We start from the raw sequence: 23529 nt of genomic DNA on the forward strand, positions 1-23529 counted from the left end.
TTCCCATACTATGGGTGCGGAATGTGCGTTCTTGCGCCGGAAAAGCATAAGGGCGCATCTGGATTCAGGACAAGAAGGGGCCCCGCCATGCGTGCCGTTGGCTATCAGAAATCCCGCCCGATCACGGCCGACGATGCCCTGGTCGATATCGAACTGCCCCGGCCCGACGTCGCGGGCCACGACATTCTCGTCGCGGTCCGCGCGGTGTCGGTCAATCCGGTCGACACCAAGGTGCGCCTGCGCGCCGAACCGGCGGCCGGGGCATGGAAGGTGCTGGGCTGGGACGCGGCCGGAGTGGTCGTCGCGGTCGGGCCGGAGGCGACGCGCTTCGCCGTGGGGGACGAGGTCTTCTATGCCGGGGCGCTGGGGCGACAGGGCACGAACGCCGAATTCCATTCGGTGGACGAACGGATCGTCGGCCGCAAGCCGCGTTCGCTGGGCTGGGCGCAGGCGGCCGCCCTGCCGCTGACGGCGCTGACTGCGTGGGAAATGCTGTTCGACCGCCTGGATATCCGCAGGCCCGTGCCGGGCGTGACACCCGCGATCCTGATCGTCGGCGGGGCCGGGGGTGTCGGGTCGATGGCGATCCAGCTGGTGCGCGGGCTGACCGACCTTGCGGTGATCGCCACCGCGTCACGGCCGGAAACGGCATCCTGGGTGTCCGGACTGGGCGCGCATCACGTGATCGATCACACGCATCCCCTGGCGTCGCAGGTGGCGGCGCTGCCGACGGGGGCGCCGGGATTCGTCTTTTCCACCACCCAGACCGACCGGCACCTGGCGGATATCGTGGAATTGCTGGCGCCGCAGGGCCACATGGGCCTGATCGATGATCCGCCGGCGCTCGACATCCTGCCGTTCAAGGGCAAGAGTCTCTCGGTGCACTGGGAATTGATGTTCACCCGTTCGATGTTCCGGACCGCGGACATGGCGGCCCAGGGCGCGATCCTGGACGAGGTCGCGCGGCTGGTGGATGCCGGCACCCTGCGCACCACCCTGTCGGAACAGGCCGGCCCGATCACGGCCGCCAATCTGCGTCGGGCGCACGCGCTGATCGAAAGCGGCCGGGCACGCGGCAAGATCGTGCTGGAAGGTTTCGCCTGACGGGTCGGGGGCAAGGAAGATCGATCATGACAGACCGGGATCGGGGGTGACGACCAGGCCGGGGCGTCCGGCGGCTGCCGCCCGGATGTGCGTGCCGTCGCCGCGCGTTTCCCCGACAGCGCGGGGCGATGCCGCCGGATGGCTGCCTCAGCGACACATCGCAGGGCAGGGAACGGGTTTTCGGGATCCGTTGCCCGGCGCCGCCGTATGTCGGTTGCGACGAAATTCTGCACGTGGTGAGATGACGCCGGAGCGGCGGCCCGGAGGCGGCGTTCGGCGGAGGTCATGCCAAAAATGAAATTCGTCGTTCTGGCTGGTATTTTTCTCGTCCTTCCGGGCGCATGTGCCCCTGTCGCCCCGTATTGCGCGTCCTGGCCGGAGGGGGCGACACCGGTGTACCTGGTCGACCGGGGATGGCATACGGAAATCGGGATTCCGGCCCGGGCGCTGGATGGGCCGCTGGGGGTCTATCGCGGGATCTTTCCCGGGGCTGCGACGATCATGTTCAGCTATGGCAAGAAGACGTTCTTCACCGCGCCGGCGTCAAGCGTGCAGGAGTATCTGATCGGGCCGTTTCCCGGCCCTGCCGTCATCCAGGCGATCGGCCTGACCACGACGCCGCCGGATGCCTATGATGCGGAAAGGATCATCGTCCTTCCGATCTCGGACGAGGGCGTGCGGCGCCTGTCCGCCTTCATCTGGAACGATCTGGCCGTCCGTGCCGGCAGCCCGCGGCTGATTGCCGTGCGGCATCATCCGGACAGCCTGTTCTACGCGGCGCGCAGCCCCTATAATTTGATGCATACCTGCAATGGCTGGGTCGCCGATGCCCTGCGGGCGGCACAGGTGCCGATCTCGGCCAGGGGGGTGGTGTTTGCGGGGCAGGTCATGGCCCGCGGCGCGCGCGCCGAACGTCGGATGTGTTCCGCGTCCGACGACGCGCGCCATGCCTTGACCCTGCTTTTCAGAGATCGGTGTAGAATCTGTTCTGTCGAGTGAGAGGATCGCGCAGCGATGCTGCGTTGACGGCCCCGAGCACCGACGCGCGGAAAAGCGCGTCGGATCACCAGCAGGGCGAATTTTACACCAGCTTCAGGGGCAGGGGGGATGGGTGCCGTCGGGACAGACGACGTCGGTTCCCCGCGGGACGACGACGACCTTGTGGTTGCGGGGACCATCGTCCCCGTCGCCGCTGGCGGAGCTGCAGGCGGCCAGCGGCACGATGGCGATGCAGGCCACGACGGAAAGAGGGCACAGAAACCGCTGCGCGTTGTCGATCCACATTGCGGGACGTCTTCCTGATGGGGATGGTGCCGGAACACAGGCCTGCGTCCCGGATAAAAGATCATCGCCCGGCGCCCGTGACAGTTGCCGCGAATGGAAGATTTTTGCGATGCGGCGCAGTGTTATTGCGGGCTGGCCAGCAGCCGGCACAGCGCCTGGCAGGCCTCCGCGCGGTTGAGGGTATAGAAATGAAACTGCGACACGCCCCCTGCGCGCAACCGGCGGCATAATTCGGCGGCCACCGCCGTGGTGACCAGTGCGCGTGTCGCGGGCTGGTCGTCCAGGCCGTCGAACAGGCGGCGCATCCAGTCCGGGACATGCGCGCCGCACATGCCGGCGAATTTATAGGCCTGTGCGATGTTGGCCACCGGCAGGATGCCGGGCAGGATTTCGGCGTCGATGCCGGCGGCGGCGGCCTTGTCGCGAAAACGCAGGAAGGTTTCGGCCTCGAAGAAGAATTGCGTGATCGCCCGGGTGGCGCCGGCGTCGATCTTGGCCTTCAGATTGTCCAGGTCCGCCCGTGGACTTGCGGCGTCCGGATGGGTTTCAGGGTACGCCGCGACCGAGATCTCGAACGGTGCGATCCGCCGCAATCCCGCCACCAGTGCCGCTGCGTTCTCGTATCCATCCGGATGCGGTACGAATCGGCTGCCGGCCGTCGCCGGGTCGCCACGCAGGGCCACGATGTGGCGTATGCCGGTCGCCCAGTAGGTCCGCGCCACCTCGTCAACTTCCTGCCGGGTCGCGTCGACACAGGTCAGGTGCGCCGCCACAGGCACGGACGTGTCGCGCACCAGGGCCGCGACCGTGGCCAGCGTGCGGTCGCGTGTCGACCCGCCCGCGCCATAGGTGACCGACAGGAACCGGGGCGCCTGCGGGACCAGGGCGTCGACCGCCTGCCGCAGGCCGTCTTCCGCCTTTGCCGTCTTGGGCGGAAAGAATTCGAACGATATCCCGACCGGATCCGGGGCGGGGGCATGCGACAGGGGACGCACGGCGGTGAGGGGAAATGGCATGCAGCCGGCTCCTTGAAGAAAAGCTCTAGATTTTCGCGGGGATGCGGCGGCCCAGCCACAGCTTGACCGTCAGTTCGCCGTCAAGATGCGTGGGCGGCGCGAAGGACAGGCCGGCGGCCTGGAACCACGCCGCCATCTGGTCGTCGGCGAATCCCAGGCGGACATGGGCATCCCGGTCACGCAGATCCTCGCGGTCATGGGCCGCGAAATCGACGATCAGCAGGCGGCCGCCGGCATCCAGCAGGCGCGCGGCCTCGGCGATCGCGGCGGCGGGATGCTGCGCGTAATGCAGGACCTGGTGCATGATTGCGACATCCGCCGATCCGGCGGGCATGGGCAGGGCGTACATGTCCCCTTGCCGCAATTCGGCGCGGTCCAGCCCGGCCTCGGCCAGCTTGGTACGTGCCAGCCGCAGCATCGCCGGGCTGCGGTCGAAGCCGATGGCGGAGTCCGCCTTGCGGCCCAGGAATTCCATCATCCGGCCGGTGCCGGTACCGATATCCACCAGCCGGCCGATCCGTTCGGGTGCCAGAACCCGTTCGATCGCGGCCTCGACATCGCCCTCGGCGACGTGGAGCGAGCGGATCGCGTCCCAATCCGCCGCATGTGTCTCGAAATAATCCTCGGCGGCGCTGGCCCGCACCGCCCGCACCGCCTTCAGCCGGGCGATGTCGGCGTCGGCGTCCGGGTCGCCGTCCCGTGTCCACTGGTCGATCGCCGCGAACACCGGCACCAGGTCGCGCGCCGGCCCCAGGGTCAGGAAGACCCAGCTGCCTTCCTTGCGCCGCTCGGCCAGACCGGCATTGACCAGGATCTTCACGTGTCGGGAAACGCGCGGCTGGCTCTGTCCCAGTACCTGGGCGATTTCGCCGACCGACAGCTCCATCGACCGCAGCAGTGCCAGGATGCGCAGGCGGGTCGGGTCGGCCAGGGCCTGGAAGATGAGCAGCGGACGGTGCATGGCAGGTTACATATAACGATATCCTTATATGTGCAAATTATATTGACTCTGTTTCCACGCACGCTCTTAATCGGCCGTGTCATGGTTCTGCGCGTCGCATGCGGCGTGGAGCTAAGAGGGAAGCCGGTGCGATGCCGGCGCTGCCCCCGCAACTGTAAGCGGCGAGTGCCGGTCCATCTGTGCCACTGGGGGTCTCTGCGCCCCGGGAAGGCCGGACCGGGATGCTGACCCGCGAGCCAGGAGACCTGCCATGGCCAGTGGAATCCTCCGGCGGGGTGTCCGGGCGGGTCGCATGCTGCCCCGTGCCGAACCTGGTTCCGGCACGAATGGTGGCGCGCGCCTGTCCGGCAGCCTCGTCCAACCTTGCAGAGGCTATCATGACCGTTACCGTCGCCACCTTGGGCTTTCCCCGGATCGGCCCCCGGCGTGAACTGAAATCGGCACTCGAAAGCCATTGGGCGGGCCGGACCGACGCGGGGGCTCTTCAGGCCGCTGCCGCCGCCCTGCGCGCGGGAAACTGGGCCTGCCAGCGGGACCAGGGCGCCGACGTGATCCCGTCCAACGATTTTTCGCTGTACGACCATGTGCTGGACATGACCGCCACGGTCGGCGCCATTCCGGCGATCTATGGCTGGACGGGCGGGCCGGTCGACGCCGCCACCTATTTCGCCATGGCGCGCGGCACCCAGGGACGGGGCGCGGTGGGGGAGGCCGCCGACGGTTGCGCGCATGGCGGGTGCACGCACGGCGGCGCGCAGGGTGACGGCGTTCCCGCCGCCGAGATGACCAAATGGTTCGATACGAACTATCATTACCTGGTGCCGGAATTTGCCGAGGACCAGGTTTTCCGCCTGTCCTCGACCAAGGCGCTTGATGAATACCGCGAGGCCCGGTCCCAGGGGATCGACACCCGTCCCGTCCTTCTGGGACCGGTCAGCTACCTGCTGCTGGGCAAGGCACGCGGGGGCGATTTCGATCCGCTGGCGCTGCTGGACCGGCTGCTGCCCGTCTATGCGGAACTCCTGACCGCGCTACGGGACGCCGGAGCGGGCTGGGTGCAGATCGACGAGCCCTGCCTTGTCCTCGATCTGTCCGACGCGGCGCGCGCGGCCTTCGCCCGCGCCTATGACGTGCTGACTGCCGGCGTGCCGGGGCTGCGCGTCATGCTGGCGACCTATTTTGGCGCGCTGGACGACAATCTGGCGACGGCGCTGGCGCTGCCGGTTCATGGGCTGCATCTCGACCTGGTGCGCGCACCGGACCAGTTGGATGCGGTGCTGGCGACGGCGCGCCCGGACCTTGTCCTGTCGCTGGGCGTGATCGACGGCCGTAACATCTGGAAGGCGGATCTGAATGCGATCCTGGACCGCATCGCGCCGGTCGCAGCCTCGGGCCGAGCCATCCAGCTGGCGCCGTCCTGCGCGCTGCTGCATGCGCCGATCGACCTGGAGCGCGAAACCGCGCTGGACCCCGACGTGAAGTCCTGGCTGGCCTTCGCGGTGCAGAAGGTGGCGGAACTGGCCGTTCTGGCCCGGGCGCTGAACGAGGGGCGGGACAGCGTGCGCGACATCCTGGATGCGTCGTCGGCCGCCGTGGCGTCACGCCGGGTGTCGGCCAAGATCAATGATCCGGCGGTCCAGGCGCGGGTGACGCAGGCAGACGCGACCCTGGTCAACCGGGCATCGGCCCTCGACGCGAGGCGGGCGTGCCAGCGTGCGAAGCTGAACCTGCCGGCCTATCCGACGACGACCATCGGCTCGTTCCCCCAGACGCCGGACATCCGCAAGGCCCGGGCCGAGCACGCCCGAGGCGACATGGACGCGGTGGCCTACGAGGCGTTCCTGCGGGCGGAAACCGCCCGGGCGGTGGACTGGCAGGAGGAGGTCGGGCTGGATGTCCTGGTCCATGGCGAATTCGAACGCAACGACATGGTGCAATATTTCGGCGAGCGTCTGTCGGGCTTCGCCTTCACCCGTCATGCATGGGTCCAGTCCTATGGATCGCGCTATGTCCGGCCGCCGATCATCTATGGCGACGTGTCGCGTCCGGAACCGATGACGGTCGCCTGGTGGCGCTATGCGCAATCGCTGACCGTCCGGCCGATGAAGGGCATGCTGACCGGACCGGTCACGATCCTGAACTGGTCCTTCGTGCGGGACGACCAGCCGCGCAGCGCCACCTGCCGGCAGATCGCCTTCGCCATCCGCGACGAGGTCATGGACCTGGAGGCCGCCGGCGCGCCGATCATCCAGATCGACGAGGCGGCCCTGCGCGAGGGACTGCCGTTGCGCCGGGGCGACTGGCAATCCTACCTGGACTGGGCGGTGACGTGCTTCCGCATCGCGGCGTCCGGGGTGGCGGATGCAACGCAGATCCATACCCACATGTGCTATTCCGAGTTCAATGACATCATCGCCGCGATCGGGGCGATGGACGCCGACGTCATTTCCATCGAGACCGCACGGTCGAAGATGGAATTGCTCGATGCGTTCGTCGATCATCGCTATCCGGCGGACGTCGGGCCGGGCGTCTACGACATCCATTCCCCGCGCGAGCCCGCCGTCGGGGAAATGGTTGCCCTGCTGTCGGCGGCGGCCGGGCGGCTGGCTGTCGACCAGCTGTGGGTCAATCCCGATTGCGGCCTGAAGACCCGCAAATGGTCCGAGGTCCAGCCCGCGATCGCGAACATGGTCGCCGCCGCGCGTCTGCTGCGGGCCTGATCCGGTCGGGTCCCTCGTCCCCGTCCAGCCCTTCCTGCAGGGTAGCCACCGGGGAAAGGATCCTATAAGGCGCGTCCTCGTGAAACGGATCTCGGTCCGTTTTGATGGGGCAATATGATCCCGACCCCGGGGGGATGACCCCCGGGGTCGTTGGATTGCCGCGCGGGGTGGGGTCCATGACGTTCCAGTTTGCCAGCCGGATGCAGCGTGTCGGGCCGTCGGCCATCCGCGAACTGCTGCGCCTGGGCGCCGATCCCGAGGTGACGTCGTTCGGCGGGGGGTATCCCGACGCCACCCTGTTTCCCACGGACGTGTTGTCCCGCCTGTTCCGGGACGTGCTGGAGGCCCGGGGCGCCACAGCGCTGCAATATACCGTCTCCAACGGCATCGCGCCGCTGCGGGCCCAGATCGCGGAACGGGCGCGCCGCGACGGGATCGCGTGCGACGCCGACCAGGTTCTGATCCTGAACGGGGGTCAGCAGGGCCTGGATTTGGTGGCGAAGATGATGCTCGATCCGGGCGATGTGGTCATCACCGAGGATCCGACTTTCCTGGGCGCGCTGGTCGCCTTCGATCCCTACGAACCGCACTATCGCGCCGTCCGGATGGACGCGGAAGGCATGGATACCGACGACCTGCTGCGCGTCCTGCAGGCCGGACCACGCGCGAAATTCATCTACACCGTTCCCGATTTCCAGAATCCGACCGGCGTGACCATGAGCCTGCGGCGTCGCCGCCGGCTGCTGGAACTGGCGCGGGAATTCGACCTGCTGGTGCTGGAGGACACGCCTTATCGCGCGCTGCGCTTCGAGGGCGAAGCGCCTCCGACGCTCAAGAGCCTGGACGAGGACGGGCGCGTCATTCACCTGGGCAGTTTTTCCAAGCTGCTGGCACCGGGGCTGCGGCTGGGCTGGGCCATCGCCGATGACGTGCTGATCCAGCGGCTGGGCCTGCTCAAGCTGGCGGCCGACACGCAATGCGGGACGCTGGCCATGGAGGTCGTGTCGCGCTTCCTGGACGAATACGACCTCGATGCGCATGTCGATCGGATCCGCCGGACCTATCGGCGCAAGCGCGACGTGATGCTGCGTACGATCGAAACCCGCTTCCCGCCGCAGGTCGCCTTCACCCGGCCGCAGGGCGGCATGTTCACCTGGCTGACCTTCCCGGCCGGGTTCGATGCGGCCCGCTTCATGGCCGGGACGATGCTGCCGCGTGCGAAGGTCGCCTATGTGCCCGGGGAGAGTTTCTTCCCGGTTGCCGGCCGGCCCAACCATGCCCGGATCAGCTATTCGACGCAGGACGAGGATACGATCGTCCGCGGCATGACGACACTGGGCGAGCTGCTGACCGAGGTCCTGGGATGACCCGTGGCCAGTGACCGGGCCGGCGGAATATCGTAATGAAATCGATCCGGATTCGGAATGGTGCCATCGTTCGCCCATCCGCCCGATCCCCAAGGAGTAGCCCGCCGTGTCACCCCATCTGAATCGCGCCCTCGGGCCCTGGCAACTGCTGTTCACCGGGCTCAGCGCCATGATCGGGTCGGGCTGGCTGTTCGGCGCCCAGCGCGCGGCCGCGACGGCCGGCCCGGCCGCGAGCCTGGCCTGGCTGCTGGGCGCATTCATCGCCCTAGTCATCGCCGGCGTCGCCACCGAGCTGGGCGCGATGTTCCCGGTGGCGGGCGGGATGGTGCGGTACTCCAATGTCACGCATGGGCCGTTGATCGGCTTCATGGCGGCCTGCGCCAACTGGATCGCGATCGTCAGCGTGGTCCCGATCGAGGCCGAGGCCTCGGTCCAGTACATGAGCTCGTGGTCCTATCCCTGGGCACGGCAGCTCTATCAGGGCGGGGAACTGACGTCGTCCGGCCTGGCCGTGGCGGCGGTCCTGGTGACGGTGTATTTCCTGCTCAACTTATGGGGGGTACGGCTGTTCGCCCGTTTCAACGTGCTGGTGACGGTGTTCAAGATCATCGTGCCCACCACCACGGCCGTCGCCCTGATGACCAGCAGCTTCCATGCCGGCAATCTGGTCGGCAGCGATCTCGGCGGGTTCATGCCCTATGGCCTGTCGGGGATCCTGACGGCGGTTTCGACCTCGGGCGTCGTCTTCGCCTTCAACGGATTCCAGAGCCCGCTGAACCTGGCGGGCGAGGCCCGCGATCCGGGCCGGACCATTCCCTTCGCGGTCCTGGGATCGGTCGGGATCGCGACGATCGTGTACCTGCTGTTGCAATTTGCCTATCTCGGCGCGGTCCGGCCCGGGGCCGGGGGGTGGGCGGGCCTCGCGTTTTCCTCGCCGTTCGCGGAACTGGCCATTGCCTTCAACCTCAACTGGCTGGCGATGGCACTGTATTTCGACGCCTTCGTCTCCCCCAGCGGAACGGGTGTGACCGATATGGCGACCAGCGCGCGCATGACGCTGGGCATGCAGCGCAACGGGACGATGCCGGCGGTGCTGGGGCGTATCCATCCGCTGTATGGCGTGCCGCGCCCGGCCCTGTGGTTCAACCTGGGCGTGTCGTTCGTGTTTCTCTATTGCTTTCGGGGCTGGGGCATTCTGGCGTCGGTCATTTCCGTCTGCACGATCATTTCCTACCTGATGATTCCGATTTCGGCGGTGTCGCTGCGGCGGACCATGCCGGAGCATGCGCGTCCGGTCCGGGTGCCGGCGATGCGGCTCACCGGCACGCTGGCGTTCGTATTCTCGTCGCTGCTGCTGTATTGGGCGCGCTGGCCGCTCAGCGGCGACATCATCCTGCTGCTGCTGATGTTCCTGCCGGTCTATGCTTGGTTCCGTCGTCATGACGGCTGGGACCGCCATCGCATCGCCTGCCGCCATGCGGTCTGGTTCATGGTCTACCTGCCGACGATCGCCGCCCTGTCCTATGTCGGCAGCCGGCCGTTCGGTGGGCTGGGCTGGATCCCCTATGGCTGGGACCTGGCGGTGGTGGCCGCGGTGTCGGTGCTGTTCTGCGAATGGGGCGTGCGCAGCGCGATGGACACGCCCGACCTGTCGGTGATCACGGAAGACGACGACCTGCCGGCGTTCGGCGGACACTGACGCCCGGGCTGGGCGTCAGAGATCATTTTCGTCAGAAATACCGTTCGTAGACGGTGATGACGTCGCCGGGTTGCAGCAGGGAATCGCGTCGCACCCGGCCCTCGATCGTCCGGCCGGATCCGCCCGCGTCGCTGCGGACGTCGCCGGCATGGTCGGTCACCGCGCGGTAGGTATAGCCGCCGGCCAGCGCCACGGCGCTGAGCATGGTCATGCCGGGCATGTAGGGATACTGGCCGGGATGGGCGACCTCGCCCAGCACGAAGATCGGCCGGTACTGCGTGACCTCCACCGAGACGCTGGGGTGGTTCAGGATGCCCTTGCTGGTCAGCTGGTCCACGATCAGCGCCTGCAGTTCATGGGTCGTCAGGCCCGATGCCTGAAGCGAGCCGAGCAGGGGAAAGGCGATCTGGCCATTGTCGCCGACCGTGAAACTGTTGCTGAGCTGCAAGTCGTTGTAGGTCAGCACCCGCAACTGGTCGCCGGCGCCCAGACGGTACGCGCCGGGGGAGGGCGGCGGCAGGAGCGGAAGCTGGCCGGCGCATCCCGACAGCAGGATCGCCAGCGCCCCGGCGGCGAGCCAGCGGGCGCGACGCGGCGATGGGGCCGGGCAGGGGCGATCTTTATGCGCGGTCATCTTCAACCTCCGGTCATGATGGTGTGCGGCCCGCACCAGGGAATCCCGGCACAGGCTATTCTGCGAAATTGAACCCGATGGCGACATAGTTGCTGGCGAAGGTCGATTTCCGCCCGCTGAACAGCGGATCGGGCGCCTGGCCGCCGTGGGAGTAGTTGCTGACATGGCTGAAGGACAGGTTGGCGGTCAGGTAGCGATTCACCGTCCAGTTGATCGACGCTCCGAACTTGAACAGGGTCTGGGTGCGCGACCGCGTGCCGGCCACGGTCTGCCCGGTGACGCTCATGCCGCCTTCGGTGAACCCCCGGAGTACGATGTTCCGGCGCAGTTCGTGGTCGATCTGGATGCGCCCGTCCGTCACCGTCTGGTTCCGCGCGAAGGGCGAGGCCGGATCAATGATGCGGCGATAGAAGAACACGCTGACCGTATCCAGCAGGGTGGGGGTCCAGGTCGTATCGATCTCGAATGTCGGGGTGGTCACGGCGGGGGCTGAATTGCGGGTGAAATGACGGGTCTCGCCACCGGCGAGCAGGCGATAGCGGATAACCGAATCCGTGTTGAGGTCCAGGCCGGCGAAGGCCGCCCCGTCGACATAATCATTCGGCGCCTCCCCCTGCGTCGCCGCGAACTGTGCCGCCGACCCGCGCAGGATCAGCACGGCGGCGTTGCCGGTCGACAGTTCGAACCGCGATGTCAGCATGCCGGTTTCCAGATGGTGGCTCAGGCTGCCGTAATCGGTGTCTATGCCGCCCCCCGTCGCCTTGCCGAACGAAAAATCCTGGTAGATCGCCGAGGGGATCAGGCTGAAGCGTCCGAACAGCTTGGTATAGGTCAGGCGGTAATCGTCGGCGGCGTAGGGCACCGGGCGCGATACGCCGAAATTCCCCAGATCCATGGAATTCAGGTGCAGCATGTAATGCGTATAGCCCGCCGACAGTGTGTCGTGGCCCAGGGACAGCGACCCCCCCGCCCCCGTCGTCCAGTTCGTATAATTCGCGATCGGGATATTCGGAAAGCGCCGGTCGCCCACACTGGCGAACAGGCCCAGGGCATGGCGGCTCCAGTCCGAATTGACGCGCAGGCCGCCATTGCTGTCCAGTTCGGCGCTCTGGGTGTGCGGGGTGGCCAGGGTATTGGTGTTGTACCCGGCGTTGAACGATGCTGACGGCCGGACGATGAAACTGCCGACATGGATGCCGGCCGGCTGGTGTTGCAGCAGCTGCCGCATGGTGACCGTATCGGCCTGGTCCGGGGCGGTATAGCCGGGAAGATCGACCGGAAAATATTGCGAGATCAATTGTGCCCGCGCCGATCGTGCCCCGACGACGACGCAGGATACGGCCGTCGCCATCGCCAGGACGGCCAGACGGAATCGATATCGGTGTCTTCCCGCCGGTATCCCGATCATCAGGACGGGGTGCCCCGCTGCGCCGCGTCGACGGGCATCGCCTGGACCGGCGCCGGATCTTTTCCGGCGCCGGACAGGACGTCGCGATACAGATCGGCATAACGCCGGGCGACATCGTTCCAGTCATAGGCCGCCGCCGCGGCGACGGCCTGGTCGCGCACCGCGCGCACATGGTCGTCGCCCTGGGCACGGGCGGCCAGAACGTCCCGTGCGATCCCGTCCAGGTCGTCGGCGGACCCCACGATGCCGATGCCGGTTTGCGCGACCAGGCGGCGGAACGGCACGATGTCGCTGACGATCGGGATCAGCCCGGCCGACAGGGCCTCGACGGCGGCCAGCCCGAAACCCTCGTGCCGCGACAGGCAGCCGTAATAGCTGGCCTGGCCCAGCAGGGCGCGCAATTCCGTATCCGTCGGGGCGATGACGAAACGGACGGCGTCACTCACCCCGGCCGCCCGGGCCGCGGCGGCCAGTTCATGCTCGGTCTGGTCGGCGGGGCGGCCGGCCACGATCAGGCGCCAATCCGCCCCGGCCGCATCGGGACCGCCCGCACGCAGGCGCGCCAGCAGGGGAAACAGCAGGTCGATCTGCTTGTGTCGGGAAAAGCGGCCGAAGCTGATGATCGTCCGCGTCGGGGCGCCCGAGGCCGCGTTGCGGAATTTGTCCTGGTTGATGCCGTTCTCGATTGTCGTCAGCCTGCCGCGCGCGATCCTGTCGAACATCAGGGCGTCGCTGTGGCTGCAGGCCACGATGCGATCATAGGCACGGACCGAGGCGCGGGTGACGGACCCGAACCACAGCGCCTTGATCGTATGCAGCGCCTGCGTGTGGAAGAAGCCACCATGCGTCGACGCCACCAGCGGCCGGCGATGCAGCCATCGCGTCAACGCCAGGGCGTCGAAGAAGAAATCGATCGCGTGGACATGCACCAGGTCGGCATCGCCCAGGTGGCGGAAGACGGCCGGCGCGATCGGATAGCGGGTCGATCCGCGCCAGGGGATGCGACGGACCGGGACGCCCTGCACGATTTCCGTCGGCGCCAGGCGGTCCGGCTGGCCGAAGATTCGGTCCAGCGTCAGGACCCGGGCGTCGATGCCCAGCCTTTCCCGCTGGATCCGCGCCAGGCTCAGGACCGAATCCTCCAGCCCGCCGACGGACGGGCTGAACTGGCGGACGATATGCAGAATTTTCAATGCCAGCCTCTCAATGGAATCGCCAACGGAACGCGGTTCGGACCAATCCCTCAGCTATCGTAATGCAGGGCGATGCGCCGCGTATCCTGGCGACCGTATCGTGTCCCTGGATGGGTCGCCGCGTGCTCCTCGGCCATCGAGACGACGACGCCCGAGACATGGGCGCCGTAGGACCGCAGGCGCTCGATGGAGGACAGGACGGCACTGCGCGAGGTGTGGAGCCAGCGGCAGACGAAGACGGTCTGGTCGGCCAGCGCGCCGTAGACCAGCCCGTCCGGCATGGCCAGCAGCGGCGGGCTGTCGATGACGATCAGGCTGTAGGACCGGCCGAGTTCCTTCAGCATGTCGCGCAGGCGGGCGATTTCCGTGGTGTCGAAGGGAAACAGCTTGGGCGCGCCGGCAGGCAGGAAATCGACGCCGGTTTCGGGGTCCGGGCGGACCACCTCGCCCACCGATGCCTCGCCCGACAGCAGTTCGGTCAGGCCGGGACAAAGGGGCGAGCGGCCGGGCGTGCCTTCGCGATGATCGCCGTCGATGATCAGCACCGGCTGTCCGCCCGTACGGGCCAGGCCCGCCAGCCAGGCCGCCAGCGAACTCTTGCCCTCGCCGGCCGAGGCCGAGGCGACGACGACGACCCGTCCCCGGGCGGTCTTGGGCGCGGACAGCGACAATTGCGCCAGCAGGCTGCGCACGGCCTCGCTGGCCGGGGAAAACGGGTTGTCCAGGACATGGCGCCGCACGGACCGGCGGTCGCGCCCGGCGATCCAGGGAATGGCGGTCAGCAGCGGCAGCCCGACCAGCGCGCGCAGTTGCTCGACCTCGCCGAATCCGGACGAAAACAGGTCGCGCAGGAACACCGCCCCGGCCGCCGCCACCAGGGACAGCACGACGACGCCCATCAGCAGCTTCTTCCTGTTCGGGAAGGTCGGCGTGTCCGGGGCGGCGGCGTGCGACACGAAGGCAACCGGCGGTTGCAGCAGGTCCACCCGGTCGACCAGTTCCTTCGACCGTTCCAGGAAGGCCTCGTACACGTCCCGCGCGCTCTGGGCCTCCTGCGTCAGCATGCGATATTCCGCCTGGGGCGAACCCTGGCCGCTGGCCTCCTGGCGCAACCGGTCCAAATCGTGGGTCAGCTGGCCGACCTCGGCACGGGCGGAGACTGCGTCCTCGTTGATCGAATCCAGGGCGGCGCGTGTCTCGGCGGCCAGGCTGGCGCGCGTGGTTGCGATCTGCTGGTCCAGGCCGGCCAGGTCGGGATGGTGTGGCCCCAGGGCGGCGGCCTTCTGCATCCGCGTGCTTTCCAGCTGCAGCAGCGTGTTCGCGGTCGCTACCAGGATCGGCTGCTGGGTCAGCGTGACCAGCCCCCGGGCCTCGCCGCGCGCGGTGGCGCGGGCCAGGGCATCGGATCGGGCCTCCGCCGCCGCCAGGCGGCCCTGGGCCTGCGTCAGGCTGATGGCGGTTTCCGACATCTCGCGTTCGATCAGCGGCCCGTTGCCCGCGCCGTCGCCGGTATTGGACAGCTTGTGCGTGGCGTTGAAGGCGCTGGCCTTCGTCGCGGCCTCCAGCCACCGTTCGCGCAGTTGCATGGTGCGGCCATCCACCCAGGCCGCCGTGCGGTTCAGGTCCGCGCGCTGCCGGTCCAGGGCGATCTTCTGGTACTCGACGACGAACGCATTCGCCAGGTCGGCGGCGCGCTGGCCGTCATCGGCGTTCACGGTGATGCTGATGATGCGCGACCGGGGGCCCGGCGCGATCGTGACGGCGGCCAGCAGCCTGTCCACCTGCGCCTGGGCCTGGGCGGCGGGATCCGCCCTGACCGCCTTCGGGCAGGCCAGGTGCAGGCCATGGGTGCACAGCATGTTTTTCAGGCTGAAGCCGCCCCGGCTGGCCGGTGGCGGCAGGTCGCGCAGTACGGCGGCGGCGACGTCGCGCGATTGCAGCAGTCCCGCCTGCGTCGCCAGTTCATCGTCGCTCAGTCCCTCGGCCTGCTGTGCGCCGCGATTGCCCACCGGATCGCTGCTGGTCGGCGAGACGACGACCGTGGCGGTGGCCACGAACGACCGCTTGAGCGACAGCGTCGCCCCGCACCCCACGACGAAGGTTCCGATCCCGACAGCCAGGAACAGGCGGTGATAGCGGCGCAGCAATCGCAGGCCGTGCAGGATGATGGTCCTGCCGTCGCGCTGGCTCATGGTGATCGTCGACAGGGGATCGTTCATGCGGGACTCGATCATTTACGGAAAGAAGGGCGTGCGGGGCCGGGTCGGCACGGAAAGGCGTCAGGCCTTCGTCCCGTCGGGCTGCGGCCGCTCGGGACGGATTTTCCAACGCAGGACATACAGGCCGAAGACCGGCAGCCCCAGAAGGTAACGACGCCACAGCCGTCGTGGTTCGCGCACCAGCCTGACCAGCCATTCCAGGCCCATGTTTGCGACCCATCGCGGGGGCCTGCGGACGCGGCCGGCCGCGTGATCGACCAGCGCCCCCGCCGTGATCGCGATGGTCGGCGGCAGCCGGTCCCAGTGATCGTAAAGCCAGCGTTCCTGCCGTGGCATTCCCATATTGACCAGCAGCAGGGTCGGGTGCGTGGCATTGATCTGCCGGACGATGTCCTCGGATTCCATGGATCCGGGGCGGGCATCGAAAAATCCGTGATGCACGCCCGCCGTGCGGACGCCGTAGCGTTGCTCGTAGGTACGCGCGGCGTTGTTCGCGGCCTCCTGCGATCCGCCCAGCCAGAACAGCGATGCGTCACCGCCCAGCCGTTCCAGGACCGGGCCGATCCATTCCGGCGGGGTGGTGCGGTGCGGCCGCCGGCCGATCAGGAATGCCGCCGCCAACTGGACGCCGGCCCCGTCGCAGAATGCGATATCCGCCTTGTCGAACAGGTCGCGCAGCCAGCGTTCGCGCTGCGACAGGACGACGCAATGCGCGTTGGCGTTCACGACCAGCATCCTGGCGCCGCGCCGCGCGGCCCGCGTGACGATTTCGGCCAGCGCATCGCGCGGAATGTCCAGAAGGCGCAGCCCCATGATGCGCAGCGCATCGAACGGCAGGGACACATCGCGGGCGGCCGGATGCACGGACGATTCGGGCACGACCGCGCCGTCCGCCGCGGGGGAGATCACATCAGAATGCATGTTTGCTGAAAACCTCGCGCAGGACGGTCAGGGCCAGGATCTTCAGGTCGAAACGCAGAGACCATTTCTGCATATATTCCAGGTCGTATTCCACGCGCCGGCGCAGGTCATCCAATGTCACCAGTTCGCCGCGCGCGCCATTGACCTGCGCCCAGCCGGTGATTCCCGGCTTGACCTGATGGCGGATGACATATTCCGCCAATGCATCGTCCAGCAGCATGCCGTCGGCACGGGTATGCGGGGCATGGGGACGGGGGCCGACCAGCGACATCTCGCCGCGCAGGACGTTCAGAAGCTGCGGCAGTTCGTCCAGGCTCAGCTTCCGCAGCCATTTGCCGATCCGCGTGACGCGCGGATCGTCGCGGGACGTCTGTTTCGCCGCCATCATGTCGGACATGTTCGCATGCATGGTGCGGAACTTGAACACCATGAAATTGCGATTGTTGTAGCCCAGCCTGGGCTGCCTGAAGAATACCGGCCCCGGCGAGGTCGCCTTGATGGCGATTGCGATCATGCACATCAGCGGCGTCAGCAGGGCGAGGGCGATGGCGCCCGCAACCACGTCCAGCATCGTCTTGCGGACGATCTGCCAATCCGACAGCGGCCGGCGCTGCAATACCAGCAGGGCGAAAGGACCCAGCCGTTCGATGGGGAGCAGGACGTCGATGCCGTGCACCAGATTGGGCATCACATAGACATCCGACAGCACGCTGCGCAGCCGCCAGCTGATTTCGGCGACGTGGTCGACGGGGTCGGAGCTGGGGGGGATGGCAAGGATGATGGCATGCAGCCGGGATTCGCGGCTGCGCACGATCAGGTCATCCAGGGTGCCGTCCGTTACGGTGGGGTCCAGGGCGGTGTCATGGTCGTCGAAGACGCCCACCATCCGGTAGGTCGGCCCGGCCTCTTCCGTGACGCGGGCCGCCACCTTGAGCGCGACCTCGTCGCTGCCGATCACGGCGATGTTCCGGGCCAGGTGCCGCGTGACCGAGGGATGATGCAGGATCAGGATTTCGCCGCCGCGCAGCACGGCCAAGGTTGCGGCGCAGATCCCGATCCAGACCAGTGACAGCTCGATCGCCTGTGCCGTCGGCCGATGCAGCATGTACAGAACGATGAAATGCAGCAGCGCACCGATCACGAGCGGACGCGCAAGATATCGAACCTGGGCCGAAACCTGGAGAATATCCGGAATATAGAGCAAGGAGCGCTTCTTGGGGATCATCAGGAACCCGAGCGCCGACATCAGGTCGGCCAGGGGCAGCGCCACATGCCAGTTCTCCATCAGGATGGTCGGCTCGACATGCGCGCACAGGACGGTCGCGCCAAGGACGCCGAAAGCGTCCATGCTGGTGGTCACACCGGCCATGACAGGGTGATAGTAGGGGTACGACCGGTACGGCCCGGTGTCGGCCGTTCCCGATGGCCGTGGTTCCTCCAGAAGGCTTTCGTTCGACAGGCTGATCGTGCCCTGCAGCTGGCCGTATGATTCGCTCATGCGAGGACCTCCCAGGGGGCAAGATGCCGTCGACGACGACCGTTCTGATGGCTCCGGAATCAATGGCTGAAAAACGTCATTTTTAAGACAAGAGTTTCAAAAAAGTCATGAAGCTTTACGTATGGCACATCGAAATGACGAACTTTCCAGGCATCCTTTCTGAGCCGATGCCGCGTATCGCGGTCGGTCATGGATTGACGGGATATTATCAAATTCCATAATATACAAAGGATTTATGGAAAATACTTAAATGTCCGGAACCCTGTTCCGAACCGAAGACTCAATATCTTCAAGACCATCACCACATGTCCGCCCTCAAAACCGAGGCTGTAATTGGAACATGTTGAGGTGACACAAGGATAGGGATCGAATTGCGGTCCTGTCCACCTTTTTTATGATAAAAATTCCGGAGCCGGCGCCGGGCACGGATTGAAATGCAGCCGTCGTACCCTGCCCGCTCCGGTTCCTTATGGACGGCCCACGGAACTGTAGCGGAAGCCATGCGCCCTCATGGCCTGCGGGTCCCATATGTTGCGCAGATCGACGACAACGTCGCCTTTCATCACGTCGCGCAGCCTGGCGGGGGACAGGGCCCTGAATTCGTTCCATTCCGTCAGGACGAGCAGCGCGTCCGCGCCGGTCGCCGCCTCCTGCGCGTCAGCGCAATATTGCGTGGCCTCGGGCAGCAGCGGGCGGGCAGGGGTCATGCCCGCCGGATCGAAGGCGCGCAGCCCGGCCCCGGCCGCGGCCAGGCGGTGCAGGATGGGAATCGAAGATGCCTCGCGCATGTCGTCGGTTTCCGGCTTGAAGGTCAGGCCCAGGACGCCGATCGTCAGGCCGGACACGCTGCCGCCGCAGGCCGCGACGACGCGGTCGGCCATGCGCGTCTTGCGTGCGTCGTTGATGTCCACCGTCGTTTCGATCAGACGCATCGGTGATCCCGCATCCTGTGCGATATGGACCAGGGCCAGCGTGTCCTTGGGAAAGCACGAACCGCCGAATCCCGGGCCAGGATGGAGGAATTTCCGGCCGATACGGTTGTCCAGGCCGATGCCGCGCGCGATGTCGTGCACCTCGGCGCCGACCTTCTCGCACAGATCCGCGATTTCGTTGATGAAGGTGACCTTCATCGCCAGGAAGGAATTGGCCGCATATTTCGCCAGTTCCGCGGTTTCCAGGCCGGTGAACAGGATCGGGGCCTCGATCAGGTAGAGCGGCCGGTAGAGGCGGCGCAGGACCTCGCGCGCGCGCTCGCCCCCGCCGGGCCGGGTGGTGTCGGTGCCGATGATGACGCGATCGGGGCGCATGAAATCGCCGATTGCATTGCCTTCGCGCAGGAATTCCGGATTGGACGCGACGTCGAAATCCAGGTCCGGCCGGACGCGGCGGATCAGGTCGGACACCTGTCGGCCGGTTCCGACCGGGACGGTCGATTTCGTGACCACCACGGCGTAGTCGTTCATGCTCTTCGCGATCTGCTCGGCCGCCGCATAGACGTAACGCAGGTCGGCATGGCCGTCGCCGCGCCGGGTCGGTGTGCCGACCGCGATGAAGATCGCCTCGGCGTCCTGGACGGCCTTTTCGATGTCGTCACCGAAGGTCAGGCGCCCGGCGGCGACATTGTCGGCGACCAGCTTGTCCAGGCCCGGTTCGTAGATGGGGATCCGGCCCTCGCGCAAAGCCGCCAGCCGGCCGGGATCGGTTTCGACGATGGCCACGTCGGTTCCGAATTCGGCGAAGCAGGCCCCCGACACCAGTCCGACATAGCCGCCACCAATCATCGCGATCTGCATGATCCACTCCTGTCAGAGATGTTGTTCGTCCCGCCGGGCCGTGCCTGCGCAGTCATGTCGGCGCCAGAGTGCGACGCGACGGCGCAGCGCGCGCCCGACCTGCCATCCCATGCGCGGGACAAAGGACGGCCGGCGTATCGCACGCGCCGCCAGGGCACCGACGGCCCCGCGGCGGATCGCCTGCGAAAAGAAATGCGCGTCGTCCAGCCTCGACAGGCCTTCCGCACGGCGCAGCAGCAGGGCCGACAGGCCGGGGGTCGCCCGTATTGCCGGATGCCCGGCCAGGTCGAGGGCTGCCCGCGCCAATGCGCCATAGGCGATGGTGGTCCGCGTCATGTCCGACGTCTTGCGGCTGACGGCCCCTTCGCGCTGTGTGTAGAGATAATGCGCGGCGTCGAGGACCCGGAAGCGTGCCCCGTGCAGAAGCAGGTTCACCATGAAGATGAAATCCTCGCCATGGCGTTGCGTGGCCGCGTAGCGAACGTGCGAGGAAACCAGGAAGGCGCGCCGGATCATCGGCTTCAGCAGGCCCCAGTCGGGGCCCCGCCCGTCGGCCAGGTTGTGGGCCAGATAGGTTTCGATGGTGACGGGGCCGGCGGGCATGGCCTGCGGGCCGATGGCGCGGCCGGTCGTCCGGGCGGCGGCGGCGTCGTAATAGAGCAGGTCGTCCGCCACGATGTCGGCTGCCGGGTCGCGGGCGACGAGGCCCGCCAGCGCCGCCAGCCGGTCGGGGTCATAGGCATCGTCGGCGTCGAGGATCGCGATCCAGTCGCCCGTCGCCTGCGCGATGCCCATGTTGCGCGCCGCCGATGGGCCGCCATTCGCCGCCATGCGCAGCAGGCGGATGGTCGGGTGGCGTTCGGCCAGCGCCGACACGACCTCGCGCGTCGCATCGGTCGAACAATCGTCCACGACCAGGATCTCGGCGGCGGGCAGGCTCTGGGCCAGCACCGAGGCGATCGCCCGTTCGACGAACGATGCGGCGTTGAAGACCGGCAGGATGACGGTAATGGCGATCGCGTCGGTCATGGGCGTGGCGCCGCCAGGCGGTCGTACAGATCCTCGAGCGCGTCGGTGCAGGCCCTGATGTCGTGCCGCTGGCGCACGAAGCGGCTGCCGGCGGCACCCAGGCGGTCGGCCAGGGCGTCATCGGTCAGCACCGCCATCAGCCGGTCCGTAAGGGCATCGACATCGCCCTCGGCGAAGGCATAGCCCGTCTGGCCGTCGATGATCCCTTCGGTCACGCCACCCCGGGCCGAGGTGACGACGGGGACGCCGCTGGCCTGGGCCTCCAGCAGGACCAGGGGCAGTCCCTCGGCGTCGCCGCTGGTCGCCGTGATGCTGGGCAGGCAGAAGATCCGGGCCTGGTGCATCAGGTCCTGCACCCTGTCGCGGGACACCGCGCCGGTGAAGGCCACGTTGCTGATCGTCGCGGCCTGCGCCTCCAGCGACGCGCGTTCGGGGCCGTCGCCCGCGACGATCAGCCGCGCCGCCGGCAGGATGTTCCCGATCCGGCGAAAGGCCTCGATCAGGAACCGGCAACCCTTCTTTTCCACCAGCCGCCCCAGGAACAGGATCAGCGGCGGCCGACGGCCCGGAGAGGGGTCCTGCGGGGTAAAGCGCGCGGGATCGATGCCGATATGGCGGATATGGATCCGCTCCGCCGGCAGGCCCACCGCGATCGCGGCATCGCGGATATGATCGGAGACGGCGACGAAACTGACCTCCGGCCGGGACGCCAGGCGTTCGAGGCGGCGGGGATATGTCTTCCAGCGCCGTCCCGATCGGCCGGCCGCGAACCAGTCCATGTGGGTCGTGATATCGGCCCCATGCAGCGTCACCAGCAGCGGCACCGACAGCGAATGGGCCAGGTGCCAGGCCTCGACCCCGTCGAAGCCGAAATGGGCATGGATCAGGGACGGCCGCACGCGGCGCGCGATCCGGGTCAGGCCCGGGGGGGGCATGTCCAGCGTGCGGGCCAGCAGACTGCGGGCCCGCTGGGGCATCGTCGCCGGACCGACATAGCGCGCCCTGGCCGTCAGTCCCTCCAGCGGCAGCCGGTCGACCAGGCGTTCGCCGATCATGACCGGATTCCATCGCTGCAGCGCCAGGGACTGGTCCCGCACGAAGGTTTCGGACAGCGGCAGGATCTCCGTCCGATAGATACCCACGGTGGGACAGTCCGTCAGGTTTCCGATCTTCTGGAGCATCCTTCATTCCTTCCTGTCGTGGTCGGACCGATGGGTCGGACGGGGGCGGCGGGCAGGATCAGATCCTGGTGTCGGAATAGGCGTCGGGGGTCATGATGCGGTCCACGACCTCATCCCAGCCCAGCATGGGCGTGTTGATCGGGGTGTCGTGCGCCAGGGCGGCATCCACCGCCCGCCTGATCGATGCCGGGTCGCCCGGCACGTAGCCATATCGCCCCGGCTGGTCGCCAAGGGCGAATTCGGGGCAGACCGCGGGTATGCCGAACAGCCCGAATTGCCGCAGTTTCAACGATGTGTCGATCAGGTAGCGCGGTGTCTGCCGGTCCAGGTACGGCGCCACGCCGAAGGCGGCGTGCTGGACGAAGGGCAAGGTCTGTTCGAACGGCATTTCGTCATGGACGACGATGTTCGGGGCGGACAGTCCCGCCGCGGCCTTGCCGGCCCCGATGATGTGGAAATCGATTTCCGGGAACGCCGCCGCCGCGATCGAAAAAAACGCAGGGTCGAACAACATGGACCCGACCGAGACGCAACTGCGGCGTGTGCCGTAGGGGTCGGCGTAGCGCTTCAGGGCGATCGATCGGTCGATCCCGTGCGGCACGAAGACCGAGGAGCGGTCGTGCGGCATTCCGTCCCGCAGCAGCCGCGAGGGCAGTCGAACAGTGTCGATGCTGTCGAAATTGGCCCGGAACCGACGCTTGATGGTCTCGGCGCAATCGACGACGTCCAAATCGTCGGATGCCAGGTAGACGATCCTGGCGGTCGGGTTCAGGCGCCGCGCATCCTCGATGAAGACCGGGGCCATGCCGGATTCAATGAAGATCGTATCGGCCTCGCGCAGCCATTGCCGCGGAATCCGCGGAATGAGCCTGCGATAGAGCCAGAACATCGATTCCTCGACCCGGGCCAGGGCGGGACGGCGCAGATTGAACGGATGCCAGGTGGTCCGCCACAGGAAACACGCGACACCATCAACGATTTCCACCCGATTGGCTCGCGGGGCCAAGTCGGTGCGTGTATCGCCGCGATGTTCCGACAACCGGCTGAGGCCGATGGAAAAAAAACGGGCCGTCCCGCGCTTGGCCAGTTCGGCCGTGATGAAATGGACGCTCGCCTTTCGGCGGGACCGATAATCATGCACGGATATGACAAGTGAATTCGCCATGCGCTCGGGCTGCCTCTTCTTCTTTACGGGCCGCGTCGGAAAGGACGCAGTATCTGTTCAGATAGGAAACAGGGCGCTTGGCATCGGAAGCGCATAATTCGGTAACGTTTAAGGGATGAATGATGGAAACGCAAGAAAATCGAATCCCGCACATCGAAAAGAGTCATCCGTTATCCCGGGGCAAATGAGGCTTTTTTTTGACGAATTGATGGACCGGATGGGGCGGTCATGCTGGATTGCGGATTCTCGGGAAATTTCCCCGGCGATGCGATGTTGTACTTGCTACGCCCGGCAGGATGAGGATAAGGCTGGACCCGGCCGAATGAAAGACGGCGCC

Annotated in this window: 18 protein-coding genes and 1 riboswitch; of the genes, 5 read left to right on the forward strand and 13 right to left on the reverse strand. The window is 67.0% G+C overall.

Annotation, left to right across the window (positions count from 1 at the left end; all coding sequences use genetic code 11):
- The first annotated feature begins 87 nt into the window (after nucleotides 1-87).
- Both HLH28_RS04985 and HLH28_RS04990 read left to right on the forward strand, forming a co-directional pair.
- On the forward strand, nucleotides 88-1104 hold the full coding sequence (locus tag HLH28_RS04985; protein ID WP_182955383.1) for a zinc-binding alcohol dehydrogenase family protein: 1017 nt from the start codon (nucleotides 88-90) through the stop codon (nucleotides 1102-1104).
- Between the two features lie 294 nt (nucleotides 1105-1398).
- Nucleotides 1399-2103: a DUF2459 domain-containing protein gene (locus HLH28_RS04990; RefSeq protein ID WP_246395682.1), complete on the forward strand. Its 705-nt coding sequence runs from the start codon at nucleotides 1399-1401 to the stop codon at nucleotides 2101-2103.
- A 93-nt stretch (nucleotides 2104-2196) separates the two neighbouring features.
- Here the strand turns inward: HLH28_RS04990 and HLH28_RS04995 are convergent, their stop codons facing one another.
- The 3 genes from HLH28_RS04995 to HLH28_RS05005 all read right to left on the reverse strand — a co-directional run bounded on the left by HLH28_RS04995 (nucleotide 2197) and on the right by HLH28_RS05005 (nucleotide 4365).
- On the reverse strand, nucleotides 2197-2388 hold the full coding sequence (locus HLH28_RS04995; RefSeq protein ID WP_182955387.1) for a hypothetical protein: 192 nt from the start codon (nucleotides 2386-2388) through the stop codon (nucleotides 2197-2199).
- 122 nt (nucleotides 2389-2510) lie between these two features.
- Nucleotides 2511-3404: a methylenetetrahydrofolate reductase [NAD(P)H] gene (gene metF / locus HLH28_RS05000; RefSeq protein ID WP_182955389.1), complete on the reverse strand. Its 894-nt coding sequence runs from the start codon at nucleotides 3402-3404 to the stop codon at nucleotides 2511-2513.
- A 25-nt stretch (nucleotides 3405-3429) separates the two neighbouring features.
- Nucleotides 3430-4365, reverse strand: a complete 936-nt coding sequence (locus HLH28_RS05005) for an ArsR/SmtB family transcription factor (RefSeq protein WP_182955392.1) — start codon at nucleotides 4363-4365, stop codon at nucleotides 3430-3432.
- Between the two features lie 65 nt (nucleotides 4366-4430).
- A riboswitch (cobalamin riboswitch) is annotated at nucleotides 4431-4632 on the forward strand.
- Between the two features lie 110 nt (nucleotides 4633-4742).
- Between HLH28_RS05005 and metE the strand changes: the two genes are divergently transcribed.
- From metE to HLH28_RS05020, 3 genes are all read left to right on the forward strand, one after another.
- The gene (gene metE, locus HLH28_RS05010; protein WP_182955395.1) at nucleotides 4743-7085 is read left to right on the forward strand and encodes a 5-methyltetrahydropteroyltriglutamate--homocysteine S-methyltransferase; all 2343 of its coding nucleotides are present in this window, start codon (nucleotides 4743-4745) and stop codon (nucleotides 7083-7085) included.
- A gap of 176 nt (nucleotides 7086-7261) precedes the next feature.
- Nucleotides 7262-8452, forward strand: coding sequence for an aminotransferase-like domain-containing protein (locus tag HLH28_RS05015; RefSeq protein WP_182955399.1), 1191 nt, complete (start codon nucleotides 7262-7264; stop codon nucleotides 8450-8452).
- Between the two features lie 106 nt (nucleotides 8453-8558).
- Nucleotides 8559-10151, forward strand: a complete 1593-nt coding sequence (locus HLH28_RS05020) for an amino acid permease (protein ID WP_182955402.1) — start codon at nucleotides 8559-8561, stop codon at nucleotides 10149-10151.
- Between the two features lie 31 nt (nucleotides 10152-10182).
- On the opposite strand, the gene HLH28_RS05025 is transcribed toward HLH28_RS05020, so the two are convergent.
- The 10 genes from HLH28_RS05025 to HLH28_RS05070 form a co-directional block, all read right to left on the reverse strand.
- Complete coding sequence (locus tag HLH28_RS05025; RefSeq protein WP_246395683.1) at nucleotides 10183-10785, reverse strand: polysaccharide biosynthesis/export family protein; 603 nt, start codon at nucleotides 10783-10785, stop codon at nucleotides 10183-10185.
- Between the two features lie 55 nt (nucleotides 10786-10840).
- Nucleotides 10841-12136 carry an outer membrane beta-barrel protein gene (locus tag HLH28_RS05030; RefSeq protein ID WP_246395684.1) on the reverse strand — a complete coding sequence of 432 codons (1296 nt, stop codon included), beginning with the start codon at nucleotides 12134-12136 and terminating at the stop codon, nucleotides 10841-10843.
- Between the two features lie 56 nt (nucleotides 12137-12192).
- The gene (locus HLH28_RS05035; RefSeq protein ID WP_182955411.1) at nucleotides 12193-13386 is read right to left on the reverse strand and encodes a glycosyltransferase family 4 protein; all 1194 of its coding nucleotides are present in this window, start codon (nucleotides 13384-13386) and stop codon (nucleotides 12193-12195) included.
- 50 nt (nucleotides 13387-13436) lie between these two features.
- Nucleotides 13437-15605: a GumC family protein gene (locus HLH28_RS05040; protein ID WP_246395685.1), complete on the reverse strand. Its 2169-nt coding sequence runs from the start codon at nucleotides 15603-15605 to the stop codon at nucleotides 13437-13439.
- A 60-nt stretch (nucleotides 15606-15665) separates the two neighbouring features.
- Nucleotides 15666-16526, reverse strand: coding sequence for a WecB/TagA/CpsF family glycosyltransferase (locus tag HLH28_RS05045; protein WP_182955417.1), 861 nt, complete (start codon nucleotides 16524-16526; stop codon nucleotides 15666-15668).
- Nucleotides 16516-18024: an exopolysaccharide biosynthesis polyprenyl glycosylphosphotransferase gene (locus HLH28_RS05050; protein ID WP_182955420.1), complete on the reverse strand. Its 1509-nt coding sequence runs from the start codon at nucleotides 18022-18024 to the stop codon at nucleotides 16516-16518. The genes HLH28_RS05045 and HLH28_RS05050 overlap by 11 nt, the downstream gene beginning before the upstream one ends.
- A 467-nt stretch (nucleotides 18025-18491) precedes the next feature.
- On the reverse strand, nucleotides 18492-19817 hold the full coding sequence (locus HLH28_RS05055; RefSeq protein ID WP_182955423.1) for a UDP-glucose dehydrogenase family protein: 1326 nt from the start codon (nucleotides 19815-19817) through the stop codon (nucleotides 18492-18494).
- Nucleotides 19818-19829: 12 nt separating this feature from the next.
- Nucleotides 19830-20846: a glycosyltransferase family 2 protein gene (locus tag HLH28_RS05060; protein WP_182955426.1), complete on the reverse strand. Its 1017-nt coding sequence runs from the start codon at nucleotides 20844-20846 to the stop codon at nucleotides 19830-19832.
- Entirely contained in the window at nucleotides 20843-22027 is a 1185-nt protein-coding gene (locus tag HLH28_RS05065; RefSeq protein WP_182955429.1) for a glycosyltransferase, read from the reverse strand. The genes HLH28_RS05060 and HLH28_RS05065 overlap by 4 nt, the downstream gene beginning before the upstream one ends.
- A 58-nt stretch (nucleotides 22028-22085) precedes the next feature.
- Entirely contained in the window at nucleotides 22086-23192 is a 1107-nt protein-coding gene (locus HLH28_RS05070; RefSeq protein ID WP_182955432.1) for a GumK N-terminal domain-containing glycosyltransferase, read from the reverse strand.
- Nucleotides 23193-23529: the final 337 nt, after the last annotated feature.

Source organism: Gluconacetobacter tumulisoli (assembly GCF_014174155.1).
GTDB lineage: Bacteria > Pseudomonadota > Alphaproteobacteria > Acetobacterales > Acetobacteraceae > Gluconacetobacter > Gluconacetobacter tumulisoli.

Coding starts and splice junctions, on each gene's coding strand:
- HLH28_RS05040 (WP_246395685.1), bottom strand. CDS start 15,605: ATGAACGATCCCCTGTCGACGATCACCATGAGCCAGCGCGACGGCAGG.
- HLH28_RS05025 (WP_246395683.1), bottom strand. CDS start 10,785: ATGACCGCGCATAAAGATCGCCCCTGCCCGGCCCCATCGCCGCGTCGC.
- HLH28_RS05030 (WP_246395684.1), bottom strand. CDS start 12,136: ATGGCGACGGCCGTATCCTGCGTCGTCGTCGGGGCACGATCGGCGCGG.
- HLH28_RS04985 (WP_182955383.1), top strand. CDS start 88: ATGCGTGCCGTTGGCTATCAGAAATCCCGCCCGATCACGGCCGACGAT.
- HLH28_RS05070 (WP_182955432.1), bottom strand. CDS start 23,192: ATGGCGAATTCACTTGTCATATCCGTGCATGATTATCGGTCCCGCCGA.
- HLH28_RS04995 (WP_182955387.1), bottom strand. CDS start 2,388: ATGTGGATCGACAACGCGCAGCGGTTTCTGTGCCCTCTTTCCGTCGTG.
- metF (WP_182955389.1), bottom strand. CDS start 3,404: ATGCCATTTCCCCTCACCGCCGTGCGTCCCCTGTCGCATGCCCCCGCC.
- HLH28_RS05065 (WP_182955429.1), bottom strand. CDS start 22,027: ATGCTCCAGAAGATCGGAAACCTGACGGACTGTCCCACCGTGGGTATC.
- HLH28_RS05045 (WP_182955417.1), bottom strand. CDS start 16,526: ATGCATTCTGATGTGATCTCCCCCGCGGCGGACGGCGCGGTCGTGCCC.
- HLH28_RS05060 (WP_182955426.1), bottom strand. CDS start 20,846: ATGACCGACGCGATCGCCATTACCGTCATCCTGCCGGTCTTCAACGCC.
- metE (WP_182955395.1), top strand. CDS start 4,743: ATGACCGTTACCGTCGCCACCTTGGGCTTTCCCCGGATCGGCCCCCGG.
- HLH28_RS05015 (WP_182955399.1), top strand. CDS start 7,262: ATGACGTTCCAGTTTGCCAGCCGGATGCAGCGTGTCGGGCCGTCGGCC.
- HLH28_RS04990 (WP_246395682.1), top strand. CDS start 1,399: ATGAAATTCGTCGTTCTGGCTGGTATTTTTCTCGTCCTTCCGGGCGCA.
- HLH28_RS05005 (WP_182955392.1), bottom strand. CDS start 4,365: ATGCACCGTCCGCTGCTCATCTTCCAGGCCCTGGCCGACCCGACCCGC.
- HLH28_RS05050 (WP_182955420.1), bottom strand. CDS start 18,024: ATGAGCGAATCATACGGCCAGCTGCAGGGCACGATCAGCCTGTCGAAC.
- HLH28_RS05055 (WP_182955423.1), bottom strand. CDS start 19,817: ATGCAGATCGCGATGATTGGTGGCGGCTATGTCGGACTGGTGTCGGGG.